Here is a 26,153-nt window from a genome sequence, read left to right on the forward strand (position 1 = left end):
CAAGCCTCGCAAAATATGGGTGACGCTGCGTTCTGGCTCCGTGGCGCCAGCTGTGCGGGCGCCGGTGTCGCTCTGTCGACGAATGCGAAAACAAGGCCGTCGGCATTCATGAAGATTGCATTCTATGCGCCGCTGAAATCGCCGGAACACTCCGTTCCATCGGGGGATCGCCTGATGGCGCGGCAGATCATCGCCTGCCTGCGCCGTGCCGGTCATGATGTTGAGCTCGCGTCGGAACTTCGCGCGCTCCTGGGCGACAGCGCGGACGAGGCGGGTTATGCGGCCCTCCAGGACCGGGCGAAGACGGAGATCGCTCAGCTTTCGGCCCGTTGGCGGGAAGACGGCGTGCCGGATCTCTGGTTCTGCTACCACCTCTACTACAAGGCGCCAGATCTGATCGGGCCAGCGCTCTGCAAGATTTTCGGCCTGCCTTACGTCACGGTCGAGGCGTCCTATTCGCATCGCCGGAACATCGGCATCTGGCGCGACATGCAGGCGAAGGTGCTGGACGCGATACGCGGCGCCACCGTCAACATCGGCCTGACCGCCCGGGATATGGAAGGGATTCGCGCCGTGGCGCCGGAAGCGGCGATAGCCACGTTGAAACCCTTCATCGATGACGAAATCTTTACCGGAAAAGGGGCGGAGCCTGAGCCTTTTCGTCTCGTCACTGTCGCCATGATGCGACCGGGCGACAAGATGGAGAGTTACCGTGCACTCGCCGCAAGCCTGCGGCAGATCACTGATATCCCCTGGACGCTGTCGGTTGTCGGGGATGGGCCGGCACGCGACGACGTCGTGGCGCTCTTTGCGGATTTTGCCGGGGACCGCATCGAATGGCTTGGGCAGAAAGAGCCCGTCGATGTAGCAAAAATCCTCGCGAAGGGTGCACTCTATGTCTGGCCGGGATGTGGCGAAGCCTATGGGCTTGCCTATCTCGAAGCCCAGGCCGCCGGCCTTCCCGTCGTGGCCTGGGCAACGGCCGGCGTTCCCGAAGTCGTGGAGAACGGCGTCAGCGGCCTGCTGACGACACCCGGTGATCACGCGGCGTACGGCGCTGCCATCAAAGACCTTCTCGGTAACGAAGAGAAGCGCCGACGCATGGCGGACGATGCGCGCAACCGCGTCCGGAACGATCACTCCCTCTCTGCTGCGACCAGAACGCTCGACACCATCCTTCGACGACATATTGGAGAGTGCAAGCTATGACGACGGCAGCCACCCGCTCTTTGCAGGACGAGATTGCGCGGCGCGCGGATATTGGCAAGCCGCTCAGCCTCTGGCTGCGCGACGATGATGCAATCGAACCAACCGCAGCGCTTAACCATCTGCTCGCTTTGACGGCCACACATTCGGTGCCGGTGCTGCTCGCCGTCATTCCATCCCTCACGGGTGAAGCTTTGTCGGGCCGGCTGGCGGGCGAAAGTCACGCTTCTGTTGCTGTCCATGGCTGGGCACACAAGAACCATGCATCTTCCGGCGAAAAAAACCAGGAACTTGGCGCTCACCGGCCCGAGGATCAGGTTCTGGCGGAACTCGGCGCAGGTTTGGAAACCTTGATCACCCTGCACGCTGGGCGTTTTGTGCCGATGCTCGTGCCGCCGTGGAACCGCATTGCCCCTGCCGTTGTCGCCGGCCTGCCCGGCCTCGGCTTCGAGGTTCTGTCGGTCTTTGGCCCGGAGAAGCCCGCGCCGCTGAAAGTGCTGAATACGCATGTCGACATCATCGATTGGCGCGGCACGCGTGGTGGGCGGCCGACCGAGGCGGTGATCGCCGATCTCATTCGTGTCTCGCAGTTGCATGACGGGCCGATCGGCCTGCTGACGCATCACCTCGTGCATGACGGCGCGGCCTGGAATCTGATGGAGATGATCTTCGAAGCGACAGCGGCGCAATCCGGTTGTTCGTGGCGCTCCGCCGGAGACCTGCTCCGAAACGGGTGAGGTTTTTCCAACGCGGCCAACGGAAAACGTCCGATAGAATGCAATCTTCTGGTTGTATTAGTATTTTGATCACTCTCTTGTGGTCCAATCCACTTTGCAAGCGATGGAACGGCTGCCGACGCCACGGCTGCCATCGCGGGGAATGAATTGCAAGGCAGGTACGGCCCTTGGACAGGACGCGAGCGACTACCTTCGGTGAGGGGCACCACAGAGAGGCCAGACTGTTTCGATCGCTGGTCAGCCGTATGCGGTATCTGTGATGAAGCAGATACCAAAGACGCGGCTTCGCCTGATCGCTGTCGCCTGGCCCTTCGTCCTGATCGTTCTTCTCCAGACGGCGCTCGCCACCTTCAGCCTGCAGGTCACCTCATCGCTTCGCGCCTTTGTGACCGGGGAAAGCCTCTGGTCGAAGGGCCAGCATGATGCGCTCTATTACCTCAACCGTTATGCCGAATCCGGCAATCGCACGTTTGTCACTCGCTTCAATCAAGCGATTGCGATCCCGATCGGCGACCGTGAGGCACGCCTGGCGCTGGAGGCCGATCCGCCGGATACCAAGGCGGCTTTCGCCGGTTTCCTCAAAGGTGGCAACCATCCGGACGATATTCCGAATGTGATCTGGCTGTTCCGCTACTTTCGCTGGCTGCCGGTGATGGCGGATTGCATCGATGACTGGCGCACGGCAGAAGGCGCGTTGATGCAGCTTCTGCCGATCGGCGAGGCGATCGACACCTCTAGCCATATCAGTGAGGCCGACCGGCGCGACATCGTGCGGCAACTCGATGAGATCAACGTCCTCGTCACGCCGCTCACCAAGCGTTTTTCGGACCGTCTCGGCGAAGGCACGCGCCAGGTACAGACTGTGCTGTTTGTCAGCAACCTGGCGATGGCGCTGGTGTTCATCCTGCTGACGGTCTGGCGGCTGAACAGCTTTCTCATCCACCGGCGCGACATCGAGGCGCGACTGTCCCACAGCGCCCATCATGACGATCTCACCGGCCTGCCAAACCGCCGGCTGTTCGAGGAAAGCCTCGGCCGCGCGCTGGAAGGGTCAAGCAAACGCCATGCGCTGATGTTCATCGACCTTGACCAGTTCAAGGCGGTGAACGACCATGGCGGGCACGCCGCGGGCGACGAATTGCTGCGGCGGGTGTCTCGTGACCTGGGCAAGGCAATCCGCGGCACCGACCTGCTTGCCCGGCTCGGGGGCGACGAGTTCGGCATCGTGCTGCCGCACTGCGCGCCGGAAGATGCCTTGCGCATTGCCATGCGCCTGCGCGAAATCACCGAGGCGATCGATTTCGTCTGGAACGGGCACCGCTATGCGATCAGCGCCAGTGTCGGCGTGGTCCATCTCGGAGATCACACCTATACGTTGCAGGAGGCGCTCCGCGCCGCCGATATTGCCTGCTACATGGCCAAGGAGAAGGGCCGCAACCGCGTCCATGTCTATGAGACGACCGACGCGGCGCAGACCCAGTTCGCGGCCAATCTCAACTGGGTGCAGCGCCTGCACCGTGCGCTGGAGGAAGACCGCTTCTTGCTCTTCTCCCAGCCGATTGCTGCCCTCGACACGGGCAAGGAGCGGCAGGACCATTGCGAAATCCTGCTCCGGCTTGAAGAAGACGGCAAGCTGTTGTCGCCCGGCGCCTTCATTCCTGCCGCTGAACGGTTCGGTCTCATGCCGTCGATCGACCGCTGGGTCGTCAGCCATGCGCTCGACATCATCGGCCGGCGCAAGGGCGCGGTTTCCGGCACCTATTCCATCAATCTCAGCGGCCTGACGCTGAAGGACGAGACGTTCCTGCCGTTCCTGCGCGAGGCGCTGCGCCGCAGCCACGTCCGGGCCGACGTGCTCTGCTTCGAGATCACCGAGACCAGCGCCATCGAAAATCTTGACGAGGCCATCGCCTTCATGAACGCGATGCGCGCCATGGGCTGCCGCTTCGCGCTCGATGATTTCGGTGTCGGCATGTCGTCTCTCACTTATATGAAGCGCCTGCCGGTGGACTATGTGAAGATCGACGGCAGCTTCGTGCGCGACATGCTGACCGACAAGGCGGACTGGATGACGGTCGAGATGATCAACCAGATCTCGCATCTCGCCGGCCGCAAAACGATTGCCGAATTCGTCGAGACTGTGGAGATTCGCAAGGCGCTGCGCGTCATTGGCGTCGATTATGCGCAGGGCTACTTCATCGGCCATCCCATGCCTTTTGAGGCGGATGAGGCGGTTGTCGTGCCGCTCCCCCGTGCCGATGTTGCGTAGCGGAAACCGAACTGTTTCAGCAGGGTGACAGGCGTTACGTCTGATCCGACGCCCGCTCCAGTGCCTTCAACATCGTGCGTTCGGCAAGATTCAGATAGATCTCCATCTGCGCAGCCGCCTCATTCGGCTTGTCCTGTTCGAGCAGCGTCACGATGGCGCCGTTCATGTCGACGAAGGGGGAGTGCAGGTGCTCCGGATCGTTGAGCAGTCCGAAGCAGAGACGCAGCTCCGCTGAAACCCGCTCGTAGAACTCGTTGAGCCGCACGCTGTCCGACAGGTCGATGATCGCGGTGTGGAACATCATGTTGGCGCTACCGACGCCGATCCAGTCGCCCTGCTCGCGCTGGCGCTGGCCTCGGTTGACGGCCTCCCGCATCACCTTGATTGCCGGATGCTGGTGCCAGGCCTGGCGGAGAGCGCCGCATTCCAGCATGCGCCGCACGCGATAGATGTCGATGATCGAGGCCATGCTGGGCACGGCGACGAAGACGCCGCGATTGGCCTCGTGGCGCAGCAGGCCATCCTTGGTGAGCAGGCGAAAGGCCTCGCGCAGCGAGTTGCGCGAGACATCGAAACGCTCGCTGAACGCCGCCTCCGACAGTCGCTGGCCGGGAGCGAGCTCCCCCGAAATCAACAGCGTACGAATGCGCCGCGCCAACCGGTCCGCAAGGGGCAGGCCCTCTCCGTCATCCGTCATTCCGTTCTCCCCGAACCCGGTTTCACACCGGATTTACCCTCATAATGTGCCTGCTCTTAGCACGAATGCGGGGGCGGTGGGGCTGAAAATTGTCGCCAATCCCGGGCTATGTGATTGGTAAAACGGCAGAAATAAGGAACGATATGACAAAATTGTTGAACAATATTGACATTTTTGTGTAGCAGCGCATGATTAAGCTATCGAGCCATTCGCGAGGGGCGGTGGCAGACCTGGGAGAAACCCATGCAGCAGAACGAGCTTGCGGCCAGCCAGACCGGCACCGCGGCGCAGAGCAAGATTACGCAGCGTCGCGCACTGCTTTCGGCCATGTTCCTGATGTCGATGTCGGCCGTCGGGCCGGGCTTCATCACGCAGACGGCAACGTTCACCGTCAAACTCGGCGCGGCCTTCGCCTTCGCCATCCTCATTTCGATCCTGATCGACTTCGTCGTGCAGGCCAATATCTGGCGCATCGTCACGGTGACGCGCATGCGCGCCCCGGCCATTGCCAATGCGGCCATCCCGGGCTCCGGCTATGTCCTCGCCGTGCTGGTCATCATCGGCGGCCTGTTCTTCAACATCGGCAATATCGGCGGCGCCGGCCTCGGCTTCAACGCCATGATCGATCTTGATCCGAAGATCGGCGGCGCCATCGGCGCACTAGCGGCCATCGGCATCTTCCTGTCGCGCCGCGCCGGCATCGCCATGGACCGCGTCGTCTTCGTCGCCGCCTTCATCAAGCTGGCGCTGATCGTCTATGCAGCGATCGTTTCCAGCCCGCCGGTTGCCGAAGCCTTCCGCCAGAGCCTCCTGCCCGACACCATCGATTTCGCCACCATCACTACCATCGTCGGCGGCACAGTCGGTGGCTACATCACCTATGCCGGCGCCCATCGTCTGCTCGACAAGGGCACGGTCGGGGTCGAGAACATCGGCGCGGTCAACCGTGCGGCCTTCAGCGGCATCGCGATCACCGGCGTGCTGCGCTACATCCTCTTCCTTGCAATCCTCGGCGTCGTTGCAAGCGGCGTGGTGATCGACCTTTCCGGCCAGGCCGCCAATCCGGCAGGCCAGGCTTTCCACGCGGCCTCCGGCAATATCGGTTTCCGCCTGTTCGGTGCGGTCTTCCTCGCCTCGGCGATGACCAGCATCATCGGTGCCGCCTATACGTCTGTCTCCTTCCTCACGGCCTTCAAGCCGGACATGACGGAGCGCCAGCGCAACCTTTCCACCGTTGCCTTCATTGCCTTCTCGCTCGTCTGCTACCTGATCATCACCACGCCGCCGGCCGCCATGCTGGTCTTCGTTGGCGGCCTGAACGGTCTGGTGCTGCCGATCGGATTCTCGATCTTCATGTATGCCGCATGGGCGCGGCCCGACCTGATGAACGGTTACCACTATCCGCGCTGGCTGCTGATCCTCGGTGTCCTGACCTGCGTGCTGACATGGTATATGGGCTACAAGTCGGCCGGCGCGATCTTCAGCCTGCTCGGCGCATAAGGGGAGGGAAACCATGGTAGCGATCGATCTCAACAGCGATCTCGGCGAAAGCTACGGTGCCTGGCGAATGGGCGATGACGCGGCGATGCTCGCCGTCGTCTCCTCCGCCAACATCGCCTGCGGCTTCCACGCCGGCGACCCGGCCGGCATCTACCGCACGGTGAAGGCGGCCGCAGCGAACGGCGTCGTCATCGGTGCCCATGTCTCCTACCCGGACCGCGTCGGCTTCGGCCGCCGCGACCTGGACGCTACCGCCGAAGAGCTGATAGCCGATGTGATCTACCAGATCGGCGCCATCAAGGGCGTTGCCGCCGCGGCGGGGACGACCGTGCGCTACGTCAAGCCGCACGGGGCGCTCTACAACCGCATCGCCTACGACGCCAAGCAGGGCCAGGCGGTGATCGACGGCATCAAGGCTGTCGATCCGTCGCTGATCCTGATGGGTCTTGCCAACGCGCCGATCCTCGATCTTGCGCGCAAATCGGGCCTTGCTGTCGTCGCCGAAGCCTTTGCCGACCGCGCCTATACGCCGAAGGGCGAACTCGTTTCCCGTCGAGAAGCCGGTGCCGTGTTGCACGACGAGGCAAAAATCGCCGATCGCATGGTGCAGCTTGCCCGTGAGGGCACACTGGAAGCCATCGACGGCAGCACGATCCGGGTCGAGGCACAATCGATCTGCGTGCATGGCGACAGCCCCGGCGCAGTTTCGATCGCGCAGGAAATCCGCCGTCGCTTCGAGGCGGAAGGCATCGCCATCCGCTCCTTCGCCGACAAGGATTGAGGGGCCACGATGATCCCGACCGCGTTCCTCGACCACACCGACGCCACGCCCGCCCGCGATGCGCGGGCGACCTATCGCGGCGGACTTGTCAAGCCGACATCCGGCATTGCGCCGGGCTTCACGCAGGCCAACATGATCGTGCTGCCGCGCGACTGGGCCTTCGATTTCCTGCTCTACGCGCAGCGCAATCCGAAACCGTGCCCGGTGCTGGACGTCTCCGATCCGGGCTCGCCGACGACATTGCTCGCGCCCGGCGCAGACCTGCGCACCGACCTGCCGCTCTACCGCATCTGGCGGGATGGCAAGCTCGCCGAGGAGACGCCGGACGCGACCGCGGCCTGGGCGGAGCGAGACGACCTCGTCGCCTTCCTGATCGGCTGCTCCTTCACCTTCGAGACGCCGATGGTGGATGCCGGTATCGAGATCCGTCACATGACGGACAAGAGCAACGTGCCGATGTACCTGACCAACAAGGCCTGCCGCCCGGCCGGGCGGCTGAAGGGCAACATGGTGGTCTCCATGCGGCCGATCCCGGCTTCACGCGTCGCCGACGCCGCGACCATTTCCGCCCGCTTCCCGGCCGTGCATGGTTCGCCGGTGCATGTCGGCGCGCCGGAGGAAATCGGCATTTCCGATCTCGCAAAGCCGGATTTCGGCGACGCGGTGCGGATTGAACCCGGCGAAGTGCCTGTGTTCTGGGCGTGCGGCGTCACTCCGCAGGCGGCTGTGATGGCTTCCGGCGTGCCCTTCGCCATCACCCATGCCCCCGGCTACATGTTTATCACGGATATCCCCGATTCCGCCTACCACGTGTGAGGGTTCGATGCGCTTTCTTCCCGTCAGCCTGACCACCATCCTTGTCGAGCTTGCCGATCTCGACGAGACGCTCGCTCTCTTCGCCTCGTTGCAGGCCGAGCCCATCGACGGCGTCGAAGAGATGGTGCCCGCGGCGCGCACGCTGATGATCCGCTTCCGTCCGGAAACGGTTTCATCCGCCGAGCTTGCGGCCCGCATCAGCACCCGCGACCTTTCGGCGAAAATCGCGCCGTCGGAGAATCTGGTCGAAATCCCGGTGCGCTACGACGGCGAGGATTTGAACGACGTCGCGGAATTGACCGGCCTCAGCGTTGAAGAGGTCATCCGCCGCCACACCGAAAGTGAATTCACGGTGGCCTTCTGCGGTTTCGCGCCGGGTTTCGGCTATCTCGTCGGCGGTGATGCGGCGCTCACGGTGCCGCGCCGCAAGAGCCCGCGCACCCGCATTCCGGCTGGTTCCGTGGCGATCGCCGGTGCCTTCAGCGGTGTCTATCCGCAGGCAAGTCCGGGGGGCTGGCAGATCATCGGCACCACGCCGGTCAAGATGTGGGACATCGACCGTGATCCCGGCGCGCTGTTCCAGCCCGGCTATCGCGTGCGCTTCTTCGACATGGCGACATCCGGCAAGACCGTCAGCATCCCCGAGCCGGCTCCGCGTGCGGACCGCAGCGTTGCGGCAGAAGCTCCGCAGTTCAAGGTGCTTGCAGCACCAATGCCGGCCGTCTTTCAGGATCTCGGCCGCTTCGGCCAGACCGGGCAGGGGGTTTCCGCCTCCGGCGCGCTGGATCGCGGTGCCTTCCTCGCCGCAAACCGCATCGTCGGCAATCCGGCCAACACGCCGGGGCTCGAACTCACCCTTGGCGGCTTTTCCTTCGAGAGCAACGTTCGTGCCGTGATCGGCCTCGCCGGTGCGCCCTGTCCCGTCACGGTGCGCGATACCGCTGGCCGCAGTCAGGACTTCCAGGCCTATCAGCCGATTCCCCTCGAGCCCGGCGACGTCGTGACCGTCGGTCATCCAAAAAAGGGCATGCGCGCCTACCTTTCCGTTCGTGGCGGTTTCGCTGTCGCGCCGGTTCTCGGCAGCGCGGCCACGGATACGCTGGCGGTCGTCGGCCCCGAACCCGTAACAACCGGGGCCGTGCTCGTCCTGAAGAACGACAAGGTTGGACTGACGAGCGTCTCAACCGATGAAGTCCCTGCCTTCGATCCGCCGTCAGCGGCAGACGTGGTGACGCTGGACGTCGTGCTCGGCCCGCGCACCGATTGGTTCACTGAAAAGGGTATCGAGACACTGACCAGCCAGCTCTGGCAGGTCACGCCGCAATCGAGCCGCGTCGGCATCCGCCTTGCCGGCGACGTGCCGCTGGAGCGCAAGGACAGCGCGGAATTGCCGAGCGAAGGCACGGCGACGGGCGCAATCCAGGTGCCGCACAGCGGTCAACCCGTCCTCTTCCTCGCCGACCATCCACTGACCGGGGGTTATCCGGTCATCGGCGCGGTCGCCGAGTATCACCTCGATCTCGCCGGCCAGGTTCCCATCAACGCAAAGATTCGTTTCCGCCCGATCGGCCCCTTCGCCGACATCGCCGCGACCCGATAGGAGGAATGCCATGAAGAAAGTGCTGATTGCCAATCGTGGCGAAATCGCCGTGCGCATCGTGCGCGCCTGCCGTGATCACGGCCTCCAGTCGGTCGCCGTCTATGCCGACCCGGATGCGGACGCACTCTTCGTGCGCCTCGCCGACGAGGCCTATGGCCTCGATGGGGTGCGTCCGGCGGAAACCTATCTCGATATCGAAAAGCTGATCGCGATTGCAAAACGTTCCGGCGCCGATGCCGTTCACCCCGGTTACGGCTTTCTGTCGGAAAACGCCCGGTTCGCCAAGGCGGTGCAGGAGGCCGGGCTGATCTGGATCGGGCCTGATCCGAAGGTGATCGAGGCGCTCGGCGACAAGGTCGAGGCCCGGCGCATTGCGCAGAGTGTCGGGGCGCCGCTCGTCGCCGGCAGCGATGGCCCGGTGTCGTCCGCCGCCGAGGTAATCGCCTTTGCGGAACAGCACGGCCTGCCAGTGGCCATCAAGGCAGCCCATGGCGGCGGCGGCCGCGGTATCAAGGTCGCCTGGAAGATGGAGGAGGTCGCCGATCTCTATGAATCCGCGGTGCGCGAGGCGACCGTCGCCTTCGGCCGTGGCGAATGTTTCCTCGAACGTTTTCTCGATCGTCCGCGCCATATCGAGGCGCAGGTCATCGCCGACAAACACGGCAATGTGCTGGTGCTCGGCACCCGTGATTGCTCGGCACAGCGCCGTAACCAGAAACTAATCGAGGAGGCCCCAGCCCCCTTCCTCTCGCCGGAGCAGCGCGAAAGAATCCATGCCGCCGCCAAGGCGATCTGCGCCGCCGCCGGCTATTCCGGTGCTGGTACGGTGGAGTTCCTTCTGGGCGTCGACGGCACGATTTCCTTCCTTGAAGTGAACACGCGCCTTCAGGTCGAGCACCCCGTCACGGAAGAGACCACGGGCATCGACCTCGTCATCGAGCAGTTCCGCATTGCCGAAGGCCAGCGGCTGCATCTGCTTGAAACGCCGGCTCCGCGCGGCCATTCCATCGAATTCCGCATCAACGCGGAGGATCCGGGCCGCGGCTTCCTGCCGACGCCGGGTACGATCACCGTCTTCGATCCGCCGTCCGGCCCGGGCGTGCGCGTCGACAGTGGCGTCGTCAGCGGCTCCAGCATTCCGGGCGTCTTCGATTCGCTGATGGCCAAGCTGGTTGTCACCGGCGCGACGCGCGAGGAAGCGCTTCGCCGTGCCCGCCGGGCGCTGAAGGAATTCCGCATCGAGGGCGTGGCGACGGTCCTGCCGTTCCACCGCGCGGCCATCGACACCGAAGACTTCATCGGAACCGACGGCTTCAAGGTGCACACCCGCTGGATCGAAACCGATTTCGCAGCCATGCCGGATGCCATGGCTCGCCCCGAGCCGGCGAGCGATCCCACGCTGATCCGCACCCATCTCGAGATCGACGGCAAGCGTGTTTCGCTTGCGCTGCCGAGCCTGCTGCTTGCCGGCCTTGGTGCGGCCGGGCAGGGCGTGGCACCTGTCGTCGGCGGCAAACCGGCCGAGGATGGCATCGCCGCCCCCGTTTCCGGCACGTTGCAGGCCTTCAAGATCGCCGATGGCGCGACCGTTGCCGAAGGCGAGCTGGTCGCGGTGATGGAGGCGATGAAGATGGAAACGCAGGTTCTTGCGCCAAAGGCAGGTCGGCTGCGCCTGCGCGTGAAAGAGGGCGAGTATCTTCAGGCCGGTGATACGCTGATGGTGTTCGAGGGCTGACCGGCTCCCGCCGCCTATCCCAACAGGGACATTGACCCGGACGGGGTGCGCTTGCCTAATCCAATCAGATTTTTGATTGGAGAAAACATGGTACGCACCCTTTCAAGCACCCCCAAGGCGGACGGTTTTCGTGCGCCTGGGGAATTCGAGCCGAAGGCCGGCTGCTGGCTGATCTGGCCGGAGCGGCCGGATACCTGGCGGCTCGGCGCCAAGCCCGCGCAAAAACTTTTCGCACGCGTGGCGGCGGCGATTGCCGAGAGCGAGCCGGTGACCATCGCCGTCTCGCGCCGCCAATGGCTGAATGCGCGTGCCATGCTGCCGGAGAGCGTTCGCCTCGTCGAAATGTCGACCGACGATTCCTGGCTGCGTGATAGTGGCCCGAACTTCGTTATCAATGACCGCGGTGACGTGCGTGGCGTGGACTGGACCTTCAACGCCTATGGCGGCCATGACGGCGGCCTCTACGCACCCTGGAACCTCGACGATCTCGCCGCCCGCAAGGTGCTGGAAACCGAGCGCATGGACCGCTACCGCTCGCCGCTGATCGCCGAAGGCGGCGGCCTGCAATGCGATGGCGAGGGCACGCTGATCACCACGGAACAGTGCCTCTTGAACCGCAACCGCAACGGCCATCTTGGCAAGGCGGCGGTAGAGCAGCAGCTTTGCGATTATCTCGGGCTGGAGCATGTCATCTGGCTGCCGCGCGGCTTCTGCTTCGACGAGACGGACGGCCATGTCGACGACGTCTGCTGCTTCGTGCGGCCGGGCGTAGTGGCGATGAGTTGGACGGAGGACCGCGACGACCCGCAATACGAGATCGTCCGCGAGGTGGAAGATGCCTTGCGCTCGGCGCGTGATGCGCGTGGCCGGTCGCTTGAAGTGCACCGCATCACCCATCCCCGCCCGATTGAGATGACGGCGGAGGAGGCGGAAAGCGTCGATCAGGTCGATTCCACCTGGGCGCGCCCGGCCGGCAACCGCATCGCTGCCACCTATATCAACTACTATCCCGGCAATTCCGCCGTCGTTGTGCCGCAGTTCGATGATGAGGCATTGGATCTCGCCGCCAAGGCCAAGCTCGCCGAACTCTTCCCGCAGCACCGCGTCACCGGCATCGAGAATTCCCGCGAAATTCTGCTCGGCGGCGGCAATGTCGCCTGCATCACGCTTCCGGTCTATGCCGGCCAGACGAAAGCCTGAGGGAGGGGACCATGCGCAAAACCACACTTATCTCGGTCCTCGCCTTGCTCGCCACCATGGGCGGTGCCCGGGCGCAGGAAGAAAAGGTCGTCAACGTCTACAACTGGTCGGATTACATCGCGCCGGATACGGCCGAAAAATTCGAGAAGGAAACCGGCATTCGCGTCATCTACGACGTCTATGACGGCAACGAGGTGCTGGAAACCAAGATGCTGACCGGCGGCTCGGGTTACGACGTCGTCTATCCCTCGGCGTATCCGTTCCTGAAGAACCAGGTGAAGGCCGGCGTCTTCCTGCCGCTCGACAAGACGAAGCTCGGCAATGCCGGTAAGCTCGATCCGCAGGCGTTGTCGCTGATTTCCGGGGCCGACCCGGACAATCTCCATGCCGTGCCCTACATGGCCGTCACCGACGGCATCGGCTACAATGTCGCCGCGGTGAAGCAGCGCATGGCGGATGCTCCGGTCGATAGCTTCGCCATGGTCTTCGATCCGGCCATTGTCGAAAAATTTGCCGATTGCGGCGTGGCGATGATCGATGCGCCGGCGGAAAACATCCCGATGGCGATGAACTATCTCGGCATCGATCCGCATTCCACCAGCCCGGATGACATCGCCAAAGTGGAGGAACTGCTTCTGAAGGTGCGCCCGCACATCCGCTACTTCCACTCCTCGCGCTATATCAACGACCTCGCCAATGGCGACATCTGCGTGGTGCTCGGCTGGTCGGGCGATATTCTGCAGGCCAAGGCCCGCGCGGCCGAAAGCGAGAAGAAGCTGGAGGTCGCCTATGCCATTCCGAAGGAAGGCACGTTGATCAATTTCGACACGATGGCCGTGCCGAAAGATGCGCCGCATCCGGAAAACGCGCTGGCCTGGATCGACTTCAACATGCGGCCGGACATCGCGGCTGCCAACTCCAGCTATGTGTCTTATGCCAATCCGATCCCGGAATCGCTGCCGCTGATGGACCAGACGGTGGCGAAGGATCCCGGTGCCTTTCCGTCGGATGAGGTCAAGGCCAAGCTCTTCGTCGTGGAATCGAACGACGCGAAGCTCCTGCGCCTGCAGAACCGCATGTGGACGCGTATCGTCTCAGGCCAGTGAGGGCAAAGACAGGTCGCCGCCGCGGGCGGCGGCCATCAGTTCGACCTGTGAGTGGATGCCGAGCTTGCGGTAGACGCTTTTAATATGGTTGCGCACGGTCCCAGGCGAGATGGACAGGGTGCGCGAAATGGCCTTTGCGCAGCCGCCATCGATCAGCAGGAGGGCGATCTGACGCTCACGCCCGCTGAGGTCAGCAAGCGACAGCGGTGTCTCGCCCGGCGGTCGCCATTGCCGCCAGAGCCGTTCCAGAACGCGGCGGGTCGCATCGGCGGTCGCCTCCGCCATGGCCAGTTCCTCCACGCCGAAGGGGCGGGCGCCGCGGCGGCGCAGATAGGTCACAAAACCGGCGGCGTTGCGATCGAAATTGAAAACGCCGGTGATTTCGTCGAAGCTGCCGGAGGGCTCATAGAAGTCCCGGTAATAGGCGCTGGTGTGGAAGTCGCCCTTGTCGAGCGCGGACAGCGGCAACAGGAAATCCTGCCGCGAGCCGGCAAAGAGGCGGAAGAACGGGTCCTGCCGGTATTTGCGCGTGTCGTAATTCCGGTTCCAGTCGTCGGGGTCGCGCTCGTAGATGGTGATCGAGGCGCTATCGCGCAGGTAGAGGCCGATATAGACCTGGTCGGACGCGGTGAGATCGCGCGCGCCGGCCGTGAAATGGGCCGAAATCTCTTCGGGCAATGTGGCACTCACCGCAGCGGTGATGCCGCTGCTCCAGCGCTGGAGTTGCTCGAAGGTGAGATTCAATTGCATGATGACAGGATAGACGGGGCGCCGGGGAATTCAAGCCGGACGCTAGTGACGACCAGGCCCCCGATTTGGGCGATTTCCACAAAACCAACAGAACATCCATGGGATATCCGACGTTTTCGTCACGGAACGGGCGGTGCTGTACGCTCTTCGTGCCCGCGACCGCAGCTTTTGCGCGAGTTTGATGCCGAAAATTATGCTGATTTGGGCATATTGACAACTTCCACAAAATCAACATAAATCCACATAAGTGGAGATGAAGGTCGTGGATTTTTCGGTTCTTGCACTCAGGTCGGCAATCGCATCAGGCAGCCTCTCGTCCTAGGCTCTGGTCCGTGAATGTCTGTCGCGCATCGAGCGACTGAACCCGATCGTCAACGCCTTCAGCCAAGTTTTTGCCGAAGAGGCATTGGAAGAGGCGCGGGCCTGCGACCGGGAGGCCGCAGAGGGCCGTTTCCGTGGTCCGCTGCACGGCATTCCGATGGGCGTGAAGGATCTTTTCTTCGTCGCGGACCATGTCTGCCAGCGCGGTTCGGCCGCGTATAAAAATTTCGCTCCCAAGGCGACGGCGCCGATCGTCCAGCGGATGATCGACGCCGGATCGATCATGATCGGCAAGACGACCACCACGGAGATGGGCTGGTCCGGTTCCGGTCACTCCGAGTTCTATGGTCCGACCCGCAATCCCTGGAACCCCGAACTGACGAGTGGCGGCTCGAGTTCGGGCTCCGGTGCGGCGCTCGCCGCCCGCATGGTCCCCTTCACCTTGGGGTCCGATGGCGGCGGGTCCGTGCGCATCCCGGCGGCCTTCTGTGGCGTCTTCGCCATGAAGGGCTCGCTGGGGCGCGTGCCGGCCTGGCCGTGGAGCGCGACGGAAATGCTGTCCCATGCGGGTCCGATGAGCCTTTCGGCCAAGGACAGCGCGCTGCTGTTCGACATTGCCAAGGGGCCGGACCCACGCGACCATCTGGCCCTGCCCGACGATGGTGTCCGTTACGTCGACGCCGAATTGCCCGGGCGACTGCGCATCGGCTTCGCGCCGAGCCTGTTCGGCTTTGATGTTGCGCCCGAAATCGACCGGGTCGTGCGCGAGGCGGTGGAGACGATCGGGCAGGAACTGCGGCTCGACATCCGCCCCGTCACTCCGGACTGGGATGATCCGATCCGGATTTTCGAAACACTCTGGGTCGCCGGTCGCGGTGTCGCCTATGGCGCGCAGTCCGACAAGGCCAATTTCGGCAGCGGCTTCCGCGGCCTCATCGAGGCGTCCGCGCAGTATGATCTTGCCGATTATCTTTTGGCCATGAAGGCGCGGGCGGAGTTTGCCGGCAGCGTTCATGCGCTGTTCGAGGAGATCGACCTCCTGCTGCTTCCAACCCTTCCTGTCGAACCGTTCGCGGCCGATCGCGAAGCGCCCGAAGGGTTCGCGTCACCGTCCGAGGTGCTCGCCTGGACCGGCTGGACGCCCTTTACCTATCCCTTCAACCTGTCCGGCAACCCGGCCGCCTCGCTGCCCTGCGGCCTGACGGTGAACGGCCTTCCTGTCGGCCTGCAAGTGGTTGGCCGCCGTCATGCCGATGCGCTTGTCATGGCGTTCTGCCAGCAGGCCGAAGATCATGTTTTCAAAGAAAAAATACCTCCGCTTGTCAGTGCTGGCGACAAAGCGGGGCGGGGAACACCCAGCAACCCAACTGCGGAGATATCGACATGGAATTCAACAGGAGAGCATTTCTAAAGAGCTCGGCGCTCGCTGGCGTTGCCGTCGGCCTGCCCGTGCTCAACACCGCCTTTTTCGTCAATCCGGCGCATGCTGCCGAGGGCAAGGTCCTCAACTTCATGTCGGCGGAAAACCTGACCGGTAACTGGGACCCATCCTCCCACACAACGCTCGCCCAGATCAATCTGGAGAGCTTCGTGTTCGGCTACCTCACCCGCGCGCCGATGCGGCCGGACAAGCCGGACGAGCTGGTGATGGAACTGGCGACGGAAATGAAGCTCATCGACGAGCACACGCTGGAATTCACGCTGCGTGAAGGCGTGACCTTCCATGACGGCAAGCCGTTCACGGCCGAAGACGTCAAGGCGACCTACGAATATGCGAGCCAGCCCGACCGGCCGGCGGCCTGGTATCCCGGCATCTGCGAGGTCGAGGTGGTGAGCGACCATGTCGCCCGCATCAAGACCGAGAAGGGTGGTTATCCGGCGAGCCTCTTCTGGTTCCTCTCGGCCTTCCTGCCGATCATGTCGGCGAAGGACGTCGCTGACCCTAAGACGCTCTCGTCGCGCCCGAACGGCACCGGCGCCTTCAAGTTCGCCCGCCAGGAGGGCAACACGACCGTGCTTGAAGCCTTCGACGGCTTCTATCTCGGCAAACCGACCCTTCCGGGCATCAATTTCAGCTTCGTGGGTGACGCGACCACCCGCACGCTGGCCCTGCTGAACGGCGAGGCGGACCTCATCGAACGCCTTGAGGCAGAGCAGGTTCAGACCATCGAGGAAACCGGCGGGTTCAAGTTGAACAAGGCGGTGTCCGTCGAGAACAAGTATCTCTGGTTCCGCTGCTCAAAGCCACCCTTCAACGATCCGCGCGTGCGTAAGGCGGCGGCCCACGCCATCGACCGGGCCGTCCTGCTCGACATCCTCGGCGTCTCGGGCCATGCCTCCAAGGCCTGGATCTCGCCGGTGAAGTTCGGCTATGTCGATACGCCGAACTACCCTGAGTACAATCCGGAGGAAAGCCAGCGGCTTCTGGCCGAGGCAGGCTTCCCGAAGGGCGAGGGCCTGCCGGAACTCGAATATATTACCTCGGTCGGCTTCTATCCCAAAACCAAGGAATATGGCGAGGTCATCACGGCGATGCTCCAGGAACAGGGTTTCCCCGTGAAGCTCAACGTCATGGAGGTCGCGGCCTGGAACGAGCGGCTCTACGACCGTCCGGGCGGCGGGCCGGGCCACATGATCGACTGCGGCTGGTCGACCGGCTCGCCGGAACCGGACCTCGTGCTGCGCACGCACTTCCATTCGAGTTCGAAGCGGATCTGCGGCATCGACGACAAGGATCTGGATGCGGTGCTCGACAAGGAGCGCAACACGCTCGACCCGGCGGCACGCAAGGCGGTGATCCAGAACGAGGTCATGCCGATGCTGGCCGACAAGGTGCCCGCGCTGTCGCTGTTCACCTCGGTGTTCATCCACGCCATGCGCGATGGGCTGGACGGGATGTATTTCTACCCGAACGGCATGATGGACGCGGCGAAGTCGACGCTTTCCTGATGGCAAGCGGCGGCCGCCATCGAAGGCGGCCGCCTCCATACCGATCAGTGTCAAGGGAAGCCGCATGTTCATCCTGTCGTTCCTGTTGAGACGGCTCCTGCAGGGAGCCCTCATCATTCTGCTTGTGACCTTCATCATCTTCACGCTGCTGCGCGTGGTGCCGGGCGATCCCGCGCGCCTCATCGTCGGCGGCATGGCGCCCGACGAGGTGGTGGCAATGAAGGCGAAGGAGCTCGGCCTCGACCGGCCGATTCCGCTGCAGTTCGTGTCCTATCTCGGCGACATCGTGACCGGCGATCTCGGCACGTCCTTCGTCCGGCCGAAGAGTGGCGCCAGCCTTGGCGGTGCGTCCTTTGACGATGCCACCCGCGAGGAGCGCGCCAAGGTGATGGATCTCATCCTCGGCACGCTGCCGATGACACTTCAGCTTGCGGCCGTCGCACTGGCGCTTGCCTTGCTTGTGGCCGTGCCGCTCGGCACTTTGGGCGGGCTCTATCCGGGGCGCTGGCCGGACAAGCTGGCGCTGGCGATTGGCTCCATCTGCGTGTCGACGCCAAATTTCTGGCTCGGCATCGTCCTGACGCTGTTCCTGTCGGTGAAGCTGAAACTGCTGCCGGCAATCGGCTATCGCGGCTTCAGCTACACCATCCTGCCGGCGATCGTGCTGGCGGTGGAGATCGTGCCGTTTATCCTGCGCACGCTCACCGTCTCGGTGGCGCAGGTGATGCGGGAGGATTTCATCCAGCTGGCGCCGATCCGGGGCTTGAGCCGCAGCCGCACGATCTTCCACCATGCGCTCGGCAATTCGGCGATCCCGCTGATCAACCTGCTCGGCGTGCAGCTCGGCATGCTGCTGGGCGGGGTTCTCGTCATCGAATTCATCTTCGACTATCCGGGCCTCGGCCTGCTGACGATCAACGCCGTGCTGCAACGCGACTTCCCGCTGATCCAGGGAATCGCGATCTTCATTTCCGTGATGTTCGTGATGATCAACGTGCTTGTCGACCTGATCGCGATGACCATCGATCCGAGACTGGAGTACTGACGTGGCCGATATCGTCCAAGAGAGCGCCGCCCCGCGTCCTGCCGAAAAACGCGGCGTCACCCCGACCCGGCGCATGCTCCAGATCGCGTCCGCGCGTACGGATTTCCGCATCGGGTTCATCGGCTTCGGCCTGCTCGTCGTGCTGGCGATCTTCCTGCCGCTCCTAAGCTCGATCGACCCGATCAAGATCGCATACAGTTCCAAGCTGCTGCCGCCGTTTCCCGCAGAAGGCTGGAAATGGCCCTATCTGCTCGGCACGGACCAGCTCGGCCGTGATGTTCTGCTGCGCTGTCTGGTCGGCCTGCGTTACTCGCTGATGATCGGCATCACCACGGTCGTCCTGATGTTCGTTGTCGGGTGTAGTCTTGGCCTCTATGCCGGCTTCCGCGGCGGTTGGGTCGATGCCGTCATCATGAGGCTGACCGATGCGCAGCTGTCGATACCGATGATCATCCTCGCCATCACCATTCTCGGCGTCTCCCGCCCGACGGTGCCGGCGATCATCCTCGTGCTCGGCCTCTCCGGCTGGCCGCTCTATGCCCGCGTCGCGCGCTCCGTGGCGCTTGGCGAGCGCAATCGCGGCTACGTGCTCGGCGAACGGGTGCTTGGTGCATCGGATCTCCGGATCATGCTGCTCTTCGTCGCTCCCGTCGTGCTGCCGCCGATCGCCTTCGTCGCAGTGCTGGATATCGCCCGCATGATGATCTTCGAATCCATCCTCGGCTTCCTCGGCCTCGGCGTGCAGCCGCCGACGCCGACCTTCGGCAATGTCATCGCCGATGCGCGAAAATACCTGCTCAATGCCTGGTGGATCGCCACCATGCCGGGCCTCTTCATGCTGGTCTCGCTCACCTGCCTCAACCTGATGGGCTCGGCGCTGGAGCGTGCCCGCAATGCAGTCCTGAGAGGAGAGGCGTGATGACTGACCCCATTCTCGCCGTCTCCAACCTCAGCGTCGATCTGCAACGGGAAGACCGCAAGCGCCGGATCGTCGACGATGTGAGTTTTTCGCTGGCACGCGGCGAGGTGCTCGGCCTCGTCGGCGAGGCAGGCTCCGGCAAGTCGGTGCTCGCCCGCGCACTGGTGCGGGCGATTGCCTCGCCGCTCGACATTGCCGGCGGCAAGGTCGTCTTCGAGGGCAGGGATATCCTCACCCTCAACCCGCGCGGTCTCGCTTCGGTGCGCGGCAACCGCATCGGCTTCATTGGCGCAAACCCGATGGGTTCGCTCGATCCGCGCCTGCCGATCGGCAGCCAGATTGTCGAAAAGCTGCGTTGTGTGCAGCCGAGGATCGGACGGGCGGAGGCGCGGGAGAAGGTGCTCGACCTGCTCGGCCGTGTCCGTATTCCATCGCCAAGCGCCCGCTTTCACGAGGCGCCGTTCCAGTTCTCCGGCGGCATGATGCAGCGGGTAATGATCGTCGATGCGCTCGTCTCCGATCCGTCGCTCGTCATCGCCGACAATATCACGCAGCCGCTCGACGTGACGGTTGCAGCACAGATCATCCGTCTGATCGACGGTCTCCGGCAAAGCCTCGACACGGCCTTCCTGTTCATCTCCTCATCGCTGCCGGTGGTGGCGCAGATCGCGGAACGCACGCTGGTCATGCAGCGCGGCCGTATCGTCGAAGAGGGCCGGACGGCGGAGCTTGCCACCAACCCGCAGCAATCCTACACGCAGACCCTGCTCTCCCGCATCCCGCCGATCTGGAAGAATGTGACGGCGCCGGTCGCTACCGAAGGTGAACCGGTGCTGACGGTGGATAACGTCCTCCGCACCTATCTCGTGCGTCGGCGCGGCTCCTTCAACGCCTACAACGAAGTGAAGGCGGTGCGCGACGTCTCCTTTACGGTGAAGGCTGGCGAGAATTTCGGAATCGTCGGCGAAAGCGGGTGCGGCAAGTCCACGCTGACACGGCTTCTGGCCTGGCTGGAGCAACCCGATGGCGGCCGCATCGCCTTCCTCGGCAAGGACCTGTCGCATCTCTCCGCCCGATCGCTGACGGAGATGCGCAAGTCGTTCCAGCTCCTCCTGCAGGATCCCTACGGCTCGCTGCCGGCCGGCATGCCGCTCCGGCGCATGATCGAGGAACCGCTGCTAATCCACGGGATCGACCGGGTCGAAGCCGGACGGTTGGCGCTGGAGGCGATGGCGGAAGTGGGGCTCGACGCAGACCTTGCCGAACGGCTGCCGGTCGGCCTCAGTGCCGGCCAGCGCCAGCGCATCAACATTGCCCGGGCACTGGTCCTGAAACCGCGTCTCCTCATCCTCGACGAGACCCTGTCGGCACTCGACCAGGTGGAGCAGGCCGAATTGCTGGACCTCTTCACGCGGCTTCAGGCGACGCACGGATTTTCCTATGTGTTCATCTCGCACGATCTCGCGCTCGTGCGCCGGATGTGCCACCGTATCGCGGTCATGTATCTCGGACGTATCGTGGAACTTGCCGACAACACCACCCTGTTCGAACACCCGCACCACCCCTATACGCGGGCGCTTTTGAGTGCCATGCCGACGCTGGAGGACAACCGTTTCCCGCGTCCGCGCTATCTCCTCGATGGCGAGCCGCCGAGCCCGATCGACCTGCCGCTCGGCTGTTCGTTCCGCTCGCGCTGCCCGCGCGCGGAGAACGACTGCCAGAAGACCGATCCGCCGCTGGTCGCACTTGCCGGTGGCAACTACGCCGCCTGCCTGCACCGGCACACGGCGCTGCATGAGGAGGAGACCGCCGATGTCGAGTGAAGTCCGCAAGGAGGTCATCCTGGAACGGCTCGACCGCGACCAGCGTGTCAGCGTGCTCGAGCTTTCAGCGGAGTTCGGCGTGTCGGGCGAAACGATCCGGCGCGACCTGAAGGATCTGGAAGCCGAAGGCGCCGTCCGGCGCGTGCATGGCGGCGCCATCCCGGCGGGCCGTACGGCCGATACACCGATCACCGAACGCATCAAGCTGCATGCGCTGGAAAAGGACGCAGTCGCCGGCCTCGCGCGCGATATCATCAGCGACGATTGCGTCATCTTCCTGGATACGGGCACGACGACACTGGCACTCGCCCGCCGACTCATCGGCTTCAAGAAGCTCCGGCTCTACACCAATTCGCTGCGTATCGCGCAGGCCGCCTGCGAGCATTTTGGCGTGCAGGTGCTGATGACGCCGGGGCACCTTCGCCCGGTGGAGCAGGATCTCGTCGGCTACGACACCATCGCCTACATCCAGCAGTTCCACTTCGACATGGTTTTCATGGGGGCAGCGGCGGTCAATGCCGACTACGGCTTCATGGATTTCGAAGAGGACGAGGCCCGCATCCGCCAGGTGCTGCTGAAGCAGACGTCGCGAAGCGTGATGCTCGCGGATCATTCCAAGAGCGGCAAGGTCGGCAATGTCATCACCGCACCTTTCGGCCGCGTGCACACGCTCGTGACCGAGCGCCCTCCGCCGGAAGATATCGCCGGTGCTTTACGCGCGGAAGAGCTGGAGATTATCCATGGATAGCGCGGTGATGGTGCACGGTGCCGACCTGACGGCGATTTTCGACCGGATATCCGCCATCGGCGCACGGCCCGGCGAGGGTGTGACGCGGCTTGTGGCCAGCGCAGAGGATGGCGCGGCGCGTGCCCTTTTCTCCGAATGGATGGCGCAAGGCGGTGCCCGCATGGCGCAGGACGCCATCGGCAACCAGTTTGCCTGTTTCGACTGGGCCGGTGAAGGTTCCCCCTGGATCTTCGGCGGCTCGCATCTTGACACCCAGCCGCGCGGTGGCCGCTTCGACGGCACGCTCGGCGTGCTCGCCGCTGGCTGTGCCGCGCTCGATCTCAATGCCGAAGTGCGGGCCGGCCGCGCCCGACCGACCCGCAATCTTGCGGTCGTCAACTGGACGAACGAAGAGGGCGCGCGCTACCAGCCGAGCCTGACGGGCAGCAGCGTCTTCTCAGGCGCCTTGCCGCTTGGTGATGCTCTCGCACTCACGGATGGCGCCGGGATTTCGCTTCGCGACGCGCTCGCCGCGATCGGCGTGTATGAGGGGACGGGACGCATTCCGCCACGCCCCGAAGCCTATGTCGAACTGCATGTCGAGCAAGGGCGCACGCTTGCGGAAGCTGGCCGCCGGATTGGCGTGATCGAGGGCACCTGGGCCGCCCGCAAGATGACGGTCACCTGGATCGGCCGTGCCGCCCATACCGGCCCGACGCCGATGGCCGACCGACGCGATGCGCTTCTGGCCGCCGCGCAGGGGATCGCCGCCTTTGAGGCCGTCATTGCGGCAAACCACCCGCATCTTCATCGCTCCGCCGCGCGCCTCGTCGTCGAGCCGAACTCGCCCAATGTCGTGGTCGAACGGGCGACCGTCTGGTTCGAGTTGCGCGGCCTTGACGTGGCGGAACTGGACAGGGCGGGAGAGGCGGCACTTGTAGCCTTCAGAGCCGCTGCCTCCGGTACAGGCACACGGCTGGAGATCGCGGCCGACGCGCTGAGGCCCCCCGCGGACATGGACAACCAACTCATGGCCATCGTCGACGAGACGGCGCGGTCCTGTGGTTTCGAGCCGTTGGCCATGCGCTCTGTTGCCGGGCACGATGCCGTCGCGCTGCAAAACAGCGGCATTCCCTCGGCGCTGATCTTCATTCCAAGCGTCGACGGCGTCGCGCACCACCCGGACGAGTTCACGCATCCGGAGGATGTGCAGGCCGGCCACACGGTGCTGACGGCGGTGCTCCGGCGCCTCGTGCAAGGAGGTTTCCATGCAGGTTGACGACGCAATGCGCGCTGCACTCGCGGCGGTCGGTTTGCCTGATGCGGTGCTCTCGCCCGCAATCGGCGGCGTCGTGTCGCCCATTCACCGGGCCGTCGAGAACCAGTGCTGCTTTGCCACCGGAAAAGGGTCAGACCCGGTCTTCGTGAAACGCCGGCACGACGACATGGCTGTGTTCATCACGCCGGAACATGCGGTGGAGGCAAGCAGCAAGGCGGGCGAACTCGGCATCGCGCCACGCCTTCTCCATGCCGACCCTGCCAATGGAATCCTGGTATTCGAAGCGCTTGGCGAAGAATGGGCATGGGGTCATGCCGATGTCCTGCGCCGCCCGTCGGTTTTGGAAAACCTGCTTTTGGCGAAGCGGGCCTTCCATAAAGCCGTGCCGCTTTCCGAAACACGCAGCGTTTTCAACCTTGTCGCAGACTATCGCCAGCTGGCCGATGCACCGGACGTGATCCTGCCCGCACCGGTTCTCACCGTCACGGCGGCTGCCGCGCAAATTGCTGCGGCCATTACCGCTGCGGGTGTCGATACAGTCGCCTGCCATGCCGACGGCGCATCGTCCAATGTCATGGTGGGACCCGGCAATACGGTCCGGCTCGTCGATTTCGAGTGGGCGCGCCAGGCGGACCCAGCCCACGATCTCGGTACGGTGCTCGCCGAACTGCTGCCCTTCGATGGCGAGGCTTTACTGGCGATCGAGATCGCAACAGGCAGGCCGGATGCGCAGATGCTTGCGCGGGCGCGCCTCTATGGTGCGGCAGACGATCTGATGTGGGCGCTCTGGGGCTTCATCAGCGCCGCCCGCTCGCCGCGCAAGCATGTCGAGTTCTTCAAATATGCCGAGTGGCGGCTCTTGCGGGCGCGGACCGTCGTCGAGGGGCCGCACTTCGAGACGTGGCTGAGGAAAGTTTGATGGAGGGGGCGATGAGGCGCAGGTTGGGTGAAGGCGCATCTCTGGGAGAGGAGGCGATCGAGCGGGCCATCGCTGTCGTGACGGACTGGCAAGGACGGGAGATTTTCTACGAACCCGTGCCCGGCGGCATCAGCAATCCGAACTGGCGTGTCCATGTCAGCGGCGCGTCGCACAGCTTCTTCGTGAAGATCCCCGGCGAGGGTACGGAGATGTTTATCGATCGCCGGACCGCCAACGAGGCAGGTCGCAAGGCGCATGCCGCGGGTGTCGGCGCCCGCATCGTCGACTTCTTTCCGGAAACCGGAATCGAGGTCAGCGAATTCGTCGACGGGCTGCGAACCTCCACCAATGCCGACTTTCTCGACCCTGTCGTCCGCTTCAATGGTCTGCGCGCCCTGAAGGCGTTCAACGACAGCGCGCCGCTCTCCCAGCGCAAGACCACCTTCGACATGATCGACGAGCATTTCCAGCAGGTGTTGACGCTGGGCGGCGAGTTCCCGATGGATTTCGGCTGGCTTAACGCCCGTTACCGCGAAGCGCGGGCTGCTCTGGAAGCCTCCGGCCTCGACCTGGCGCCTTGCATGAACGATACGCTGGCCGGCAATTTCCTGCTCCATGCCGACCGCCGGGTCATGCTGGTCGATTTCGAATATGCTTCGACCAACGACCGCGCCGCCGAACTTGCCCTCTGGTTCAGCGAGATGTGCTTTTCGCCGGAGGTCGAGGCGGAGTTGATCGAGGAATATTACGGCCGCGCCGACCGGGCCGTGCTCGCGCGGGTTTCGCTGTTCAAGGCACTCGTCGATCTGAAATGGTCGACCTGGGCCATGGTGCAGAATGAGGTTTCCCGCCTCGATTTCGATTTCTTCAAATACGGTTTCTGGAAGCACATGCGGGCTCGGTTCGTGATGAACGATCCGCGCTGGCCTGAATGGCTGAAGGCGGTTTAGGGGATTGGGAGGAGATGCCGTGCTGATTTCACCCGATTTCATGCGCCGGATTGCAACCGTTGCCACGCGTGAAGCGCTTCCACGTTTCCGCTTGCCGGGCCTTGTCACCAACAAGCTCGCCAGCGGCTTCGATCCCGTCACCGAGGCGGACCGCGAGACCGAAAAGGCGATCCGGGCGCTGATCCGGACAGATTTTCCCGATCATGGCATTCTCGGCGAAGAGTTCGGTGCTGAAGGCGTCGATGCGCGCCATGTCTGGGTCGTCGATCCGATCGACGGCACGCGTTCCTTTATTTCGGGCATTCCGCTCTGGGGCACGCTTGTCGGCTTGACGCAGGACGGCGATGCCATTGCCGGCATGATGGCACAGCCCTTCATCGGCGAATTGTTTTATGCGACGGGCGAGGGCACGCACTACGAAGGTCCGCACGGCAAAGCGCAGCTTTCAACGCGCGCGACAACAGACCTGTCCGAGGCGACGCTCTGCACCACGACGCCGGCGATCTTCGAGCCGGAACGGCGAGCCGCTTTCGACCACTTGGAGCGGCAGGTCCGTCTTTCGCGCTATGGCACGGATTGTTATGCCTATTGCATGCTCGCCGCCGGCCAGATCGACCTCGTGGTGGAAGCTGGTCTGCAACCGTATGACATCGTCGCCCTCATCCCGATCATCGAGCAGGCAGGCGGCATGGTGACGGATTGGGATGGCGGCGCGGCGGAAGGTGGCGGCGGCATCATCGCAGCGGCGAATTCGGAGCTGCACGCAAAAGCGCTGTCCGTTCTGCACGGAAAATGAGAGGGCGGCACGCATGGTGCCGCCCCGT

At 63.9% G+C, this 26,153-nt stretch carries 22 protein-coding genes; 20 read left to right on the forward strand and 2 right to left on the reverse strand.

Features of this window, described 5'->3' with window-relative positions; all coding sequences use genetic code 11:
• Nucleotides 1-108 precede the first annotated feature (108 nt).
• The 3 genes from BSY16_RS27090 (at nt 109) to BSY16_RS27100 (ending at nt 4,212) form a co-directional block, all read left to right on the forward strand.
• Nucleotides 109-1,209 (forward strand): glycosyltransferase family 4 protein, encoded by a 1,101-nt coding sequence (locus BSY16_RS27090; protein ID WP_069063730.1) that lies wholly within the window; start codon nt 109-111, stop codon nt 1,207-1,209.
• Nucleotides 1,206-1,943 (forward strand): polysaccharide deacetylase family protein, encoded by a 738-nt coding sequence (locus BSY16_RS27095; protein WP_069062879.1) that lies wholly within the window; start codon nt 1,206-1,208, stop codon nt 1,941-1,943. Before BSY16_RS27090 ends, BSY16_RS27095 begins: the two co-directional genes overlap by 4 nt.
• Before the next feature lie 259 nt (nt 1,944-2,202).
• Nucleotides 2,203-4,212 (forward strand): putative bifunctional diguanylate cyclase/phosphodiesterase, encoded by a 2,010-nt coding sequence (locus BSY16_RS27100; protein WP_069062880.1) that lies wholly within the window; start codon nt 2,203-2,205, stop codon nt 4,210-4,212.
• Nucleotides 4,213-4,246: 34 nt separating this feature from the next.
• On the opposite strand, the gene BSY16_RS27105 is transcribed toward BSY16_RS27100, so the two are convergent.
• Nucleotides 4,247-4,909, reverse strand: coding sequence for a GntR family transcriptional regulator (locus BSY16_RS27105; protein ID WP_069062881.1), 663 nt, complete (start codon nt 4,907-4,909; stop codon nt 4,247-4,249).
• Nucleotides 4,910-5,152: 243 nt separating this feature from the next.
• On the opposite strand from BSY16_RS27105, the gene BSY16_RS27110 reads away from it, so the two are divergent.
• From BSY16_RS27110 to BSY16_RS27140, 7 genes are all read left to right on the forward strand, one after another.
• Nucleotides 5,153-6,409 carry an NRAMP family divalent metal transporter gene (locus BSY16_RS27110; protein ID WP_069062882.1) on the forward strand — a complete coding sequence of 419 codons (1,257 nt, stop codon included), beginning with the start codon at nt 5,153-5,155 and terminating at the stop codon, nt 6,407-6,409.
• Nucleotides 6,410-6,422: 13 nt separating this feature from the next.
• Nucleotides 6,423-7,190, forward strand: a complete 768-nt coding sequence (locus BSY16_RS27115; protein ID WP_069062883.1) for a LamB/YcsF family protein — start codon at nt 6,423-6,425, stop codon at nt 7,188-7,190.
• Between the two features lie 9 nt (nt 7,191-7,199).
• Nucleotides 7,200-8,006 carry a putative hydro-lyase gene (locus BSY16_RS27120; RefSeq protein WP_069062884.1) on the forward strand — a complete coding sequence of 269 codons (807 nt, stop codon included), beginning with the start codon at nt 7,200-7,202 and terminating at the stop codon, nt 8,004-8,006.
• Between the two features lie 7 nt (nt 8,007-8,013).
• Entirely contained in the window at nt 8,014-9,606 is a 1,593-nt protein-coding gene (locus BSY16_RS27125) for a 5-oxoprolinase subunit B/C family protein (RefSeq protein ID WP_069062885.1), read from the forward strand.
• 10 nt (nt 9,607-9,616) lie between these two features.
• Entirely contained in the window at nt 9,617-11,341 is a 1,725-nt protein-coding gene (locus BSY16_RS27130) for an acetyl/propionyl/methylcrotonyl-CoA carboxylase subunit alpha (RefSeq protein ID WP_069062886.1), read from the forward strand.
• A gap of 87 nt (nt 11,342-11,428) precedes the next feature.
• A complete protein-coding gene (gene aguA / locus BSY16_RS27135) occupies nt 11,429-12,541 on the forward strand; it encodes an agmatine deiminase (RefSeq protein WP_069062887.1) in 1,113 nt (370 codons plus the stop codon).
• A gap of 11 nt (nt 12,542-12,552) precedes the next feature.
• Entirely contained in the window at nt 12,553-13,647 is a 1,095-nt protein-coding gene (locus BSY16_RS27140) for a polyamine ABC transporter substrate-binding protein (RefSeq protein ID WP_069062888.1), read from the forward strand.
• Here BSY16_RS27140 and BSY16_RS27145 read toward each other — a convergent pair.
• On the reverse strand, nt 13,636-14,397 hold the full coding sequence (locus BSY16_RS27145; protein WP_069062889.1) for a LuxR C-terminal-related transcriptional regulator: 762 nt from the start codon (nt 14,395-14,397) through the stop codon (nt 13,636-13,638). The two genes, BSY16_RS27140 and BSY16_RS27145, sit on opposite strands and share 12 nt — an antisense overlap.
• A 367-nt stretch (nt 14,398-14,764) precedes the next feature.
• Between BSY16_RS27145 and BSY16_RS27150 the strand changes: the two genes are divergently transcribed.
• From BSY16_RS27150 to hisN, 10 genes are all read left to right on the forward strand, one after another.
• Nucleotides 14,765-16,129 (forward strand): amidase, encoded by a 1,365-nt coding sequence (locus BSY16_RS27150; protein ID WP_286157358.1) that lies wholly within the window; start codon nt 14,765-14,767, stop codon nt 16,127-16,129.
• Nucleotides 16,102-17,667, forward strand: a complete 1,566-nt coding sequence (locus tag BSY16_RS27155) for an ABC transporter substrate-binding protein (protein ID WP_069062891.1) — start codon at nt 16,102-16,104, stop codon at nt 17,665-17,667. The genes BSY16_RS27150 and BSY16_RS27155 overlap by 28 nt, the downstream gene beginning before the upstream one ends.
• A gap of 64 nt (nt 17,668-17,731) precedes the next feature.
• A complete protein-coding gene (locus tag BSY16_RS27160; RefSeq protein WP_069062892.1) occupies nt 17,732-18,712 on the forward strand; it encodes an ABC transporter permease in 981 nt (326 codons plus the stop codon).
• 1 nt (nt 18,713) lies between these two features.
• Nucleotides 18,714-19,631: an ABC transporter permease gene (locus BSY16_RS27165; RefSeq protein WP_493098550.1), complete on the forward strand. Its 918-nt coding sequence runs from the start codon at nt 18,714-18,716 to the stop codon at nt 19,629-19,631.
• The gene (locus BSY16_RS27170; protein WP_069062893.1) at nt 19,631-21,454 is read left to right on the forward strand and encodes a dipeptide ABC transporter ATP-binding protein; all 1,824 of its coding nucleotides are present in this window, start codon (nt 19,631-19,633) and stop codon (nt 21,452-21,454) included. Before BSY16_RS27165 ends, BSY16_RS27170 begins: the two co-directional genes overlap by 1 nt.
• Nucleotides 21,444-22,202, forward strand: coding sequence for a DeoR/GlpR family DNA-binding transcription regulator (locus tag BSY16_RS27175; RefSeq protein ID WP_069062894.1), 759 nt, complete (start codon nt 21,444-21,446; stop codon nt 22,200-22,202). Before BSY16_RS27170 ends, BSY16_RS27175 begins: the two co-directional genes overlap by 11 nt.
• Nucleotides 22,195-23,460, forward strand: coding sequence for a Zn-dependent hydrolase (locus BSY16_RS27180; protein ID WP_083243141.1), 1,266 nt, complete (start codon nt 22,195-22,197; stop codon nt 23,458-23,460). The genes BSY16_RS27175 and BSY16_RS27180 overlap by 8 nt, the downstream gene beginning before the upstream one ends.
• A complete protein-coding gene (locus BSY16_RS27185; protein WP_069062895.1) occupies nt 23,450-24,379 on the forward strand; it encodes a phosphotransferase in 930 nt (309 codons plus the stop codon). Before BSY16_RS27180 ends, BSY16_RS27185 begins: the two co-directional genes overlap by 11 nt.
• An 11-nt stretch (nt 24,380-24,390) precedes the next feature.
• Entirely contained in the window at nt 24,391-25,329 is a 939-nt protein-coding gene (locus BSY16_RS27190) for a choline/ethanolamine kinase family protein (RefSeq protein WP_069063733.1), read from the forward strand.
• 19 nt (nt 25,330-25,348) lie between these two features.
• Nucleotides 25,349-26,125, forward strand: coding sequence for a histidinol-phosphatase (gene hisN, locus BSY16_RS27195; RefSeq protein WP_069062896.1), 777 nt, complete (start codon nt 25,349-25,351; stop codon nt 26,123-26,125).
• The last annotated feature ends 28 nt before the right edge of the window (nt 26,126-26,153 follow it).

Origin of the sequence: Sinorhizobium sp. RAC02 (genome assembly GCF_001713395.1) — a bacterium.
Classification (GTDB): Bacteria; Pseudomonadota; Alphaproteobacteria; order Rhizobiales; family Rhizobiaceae; genus Shinella.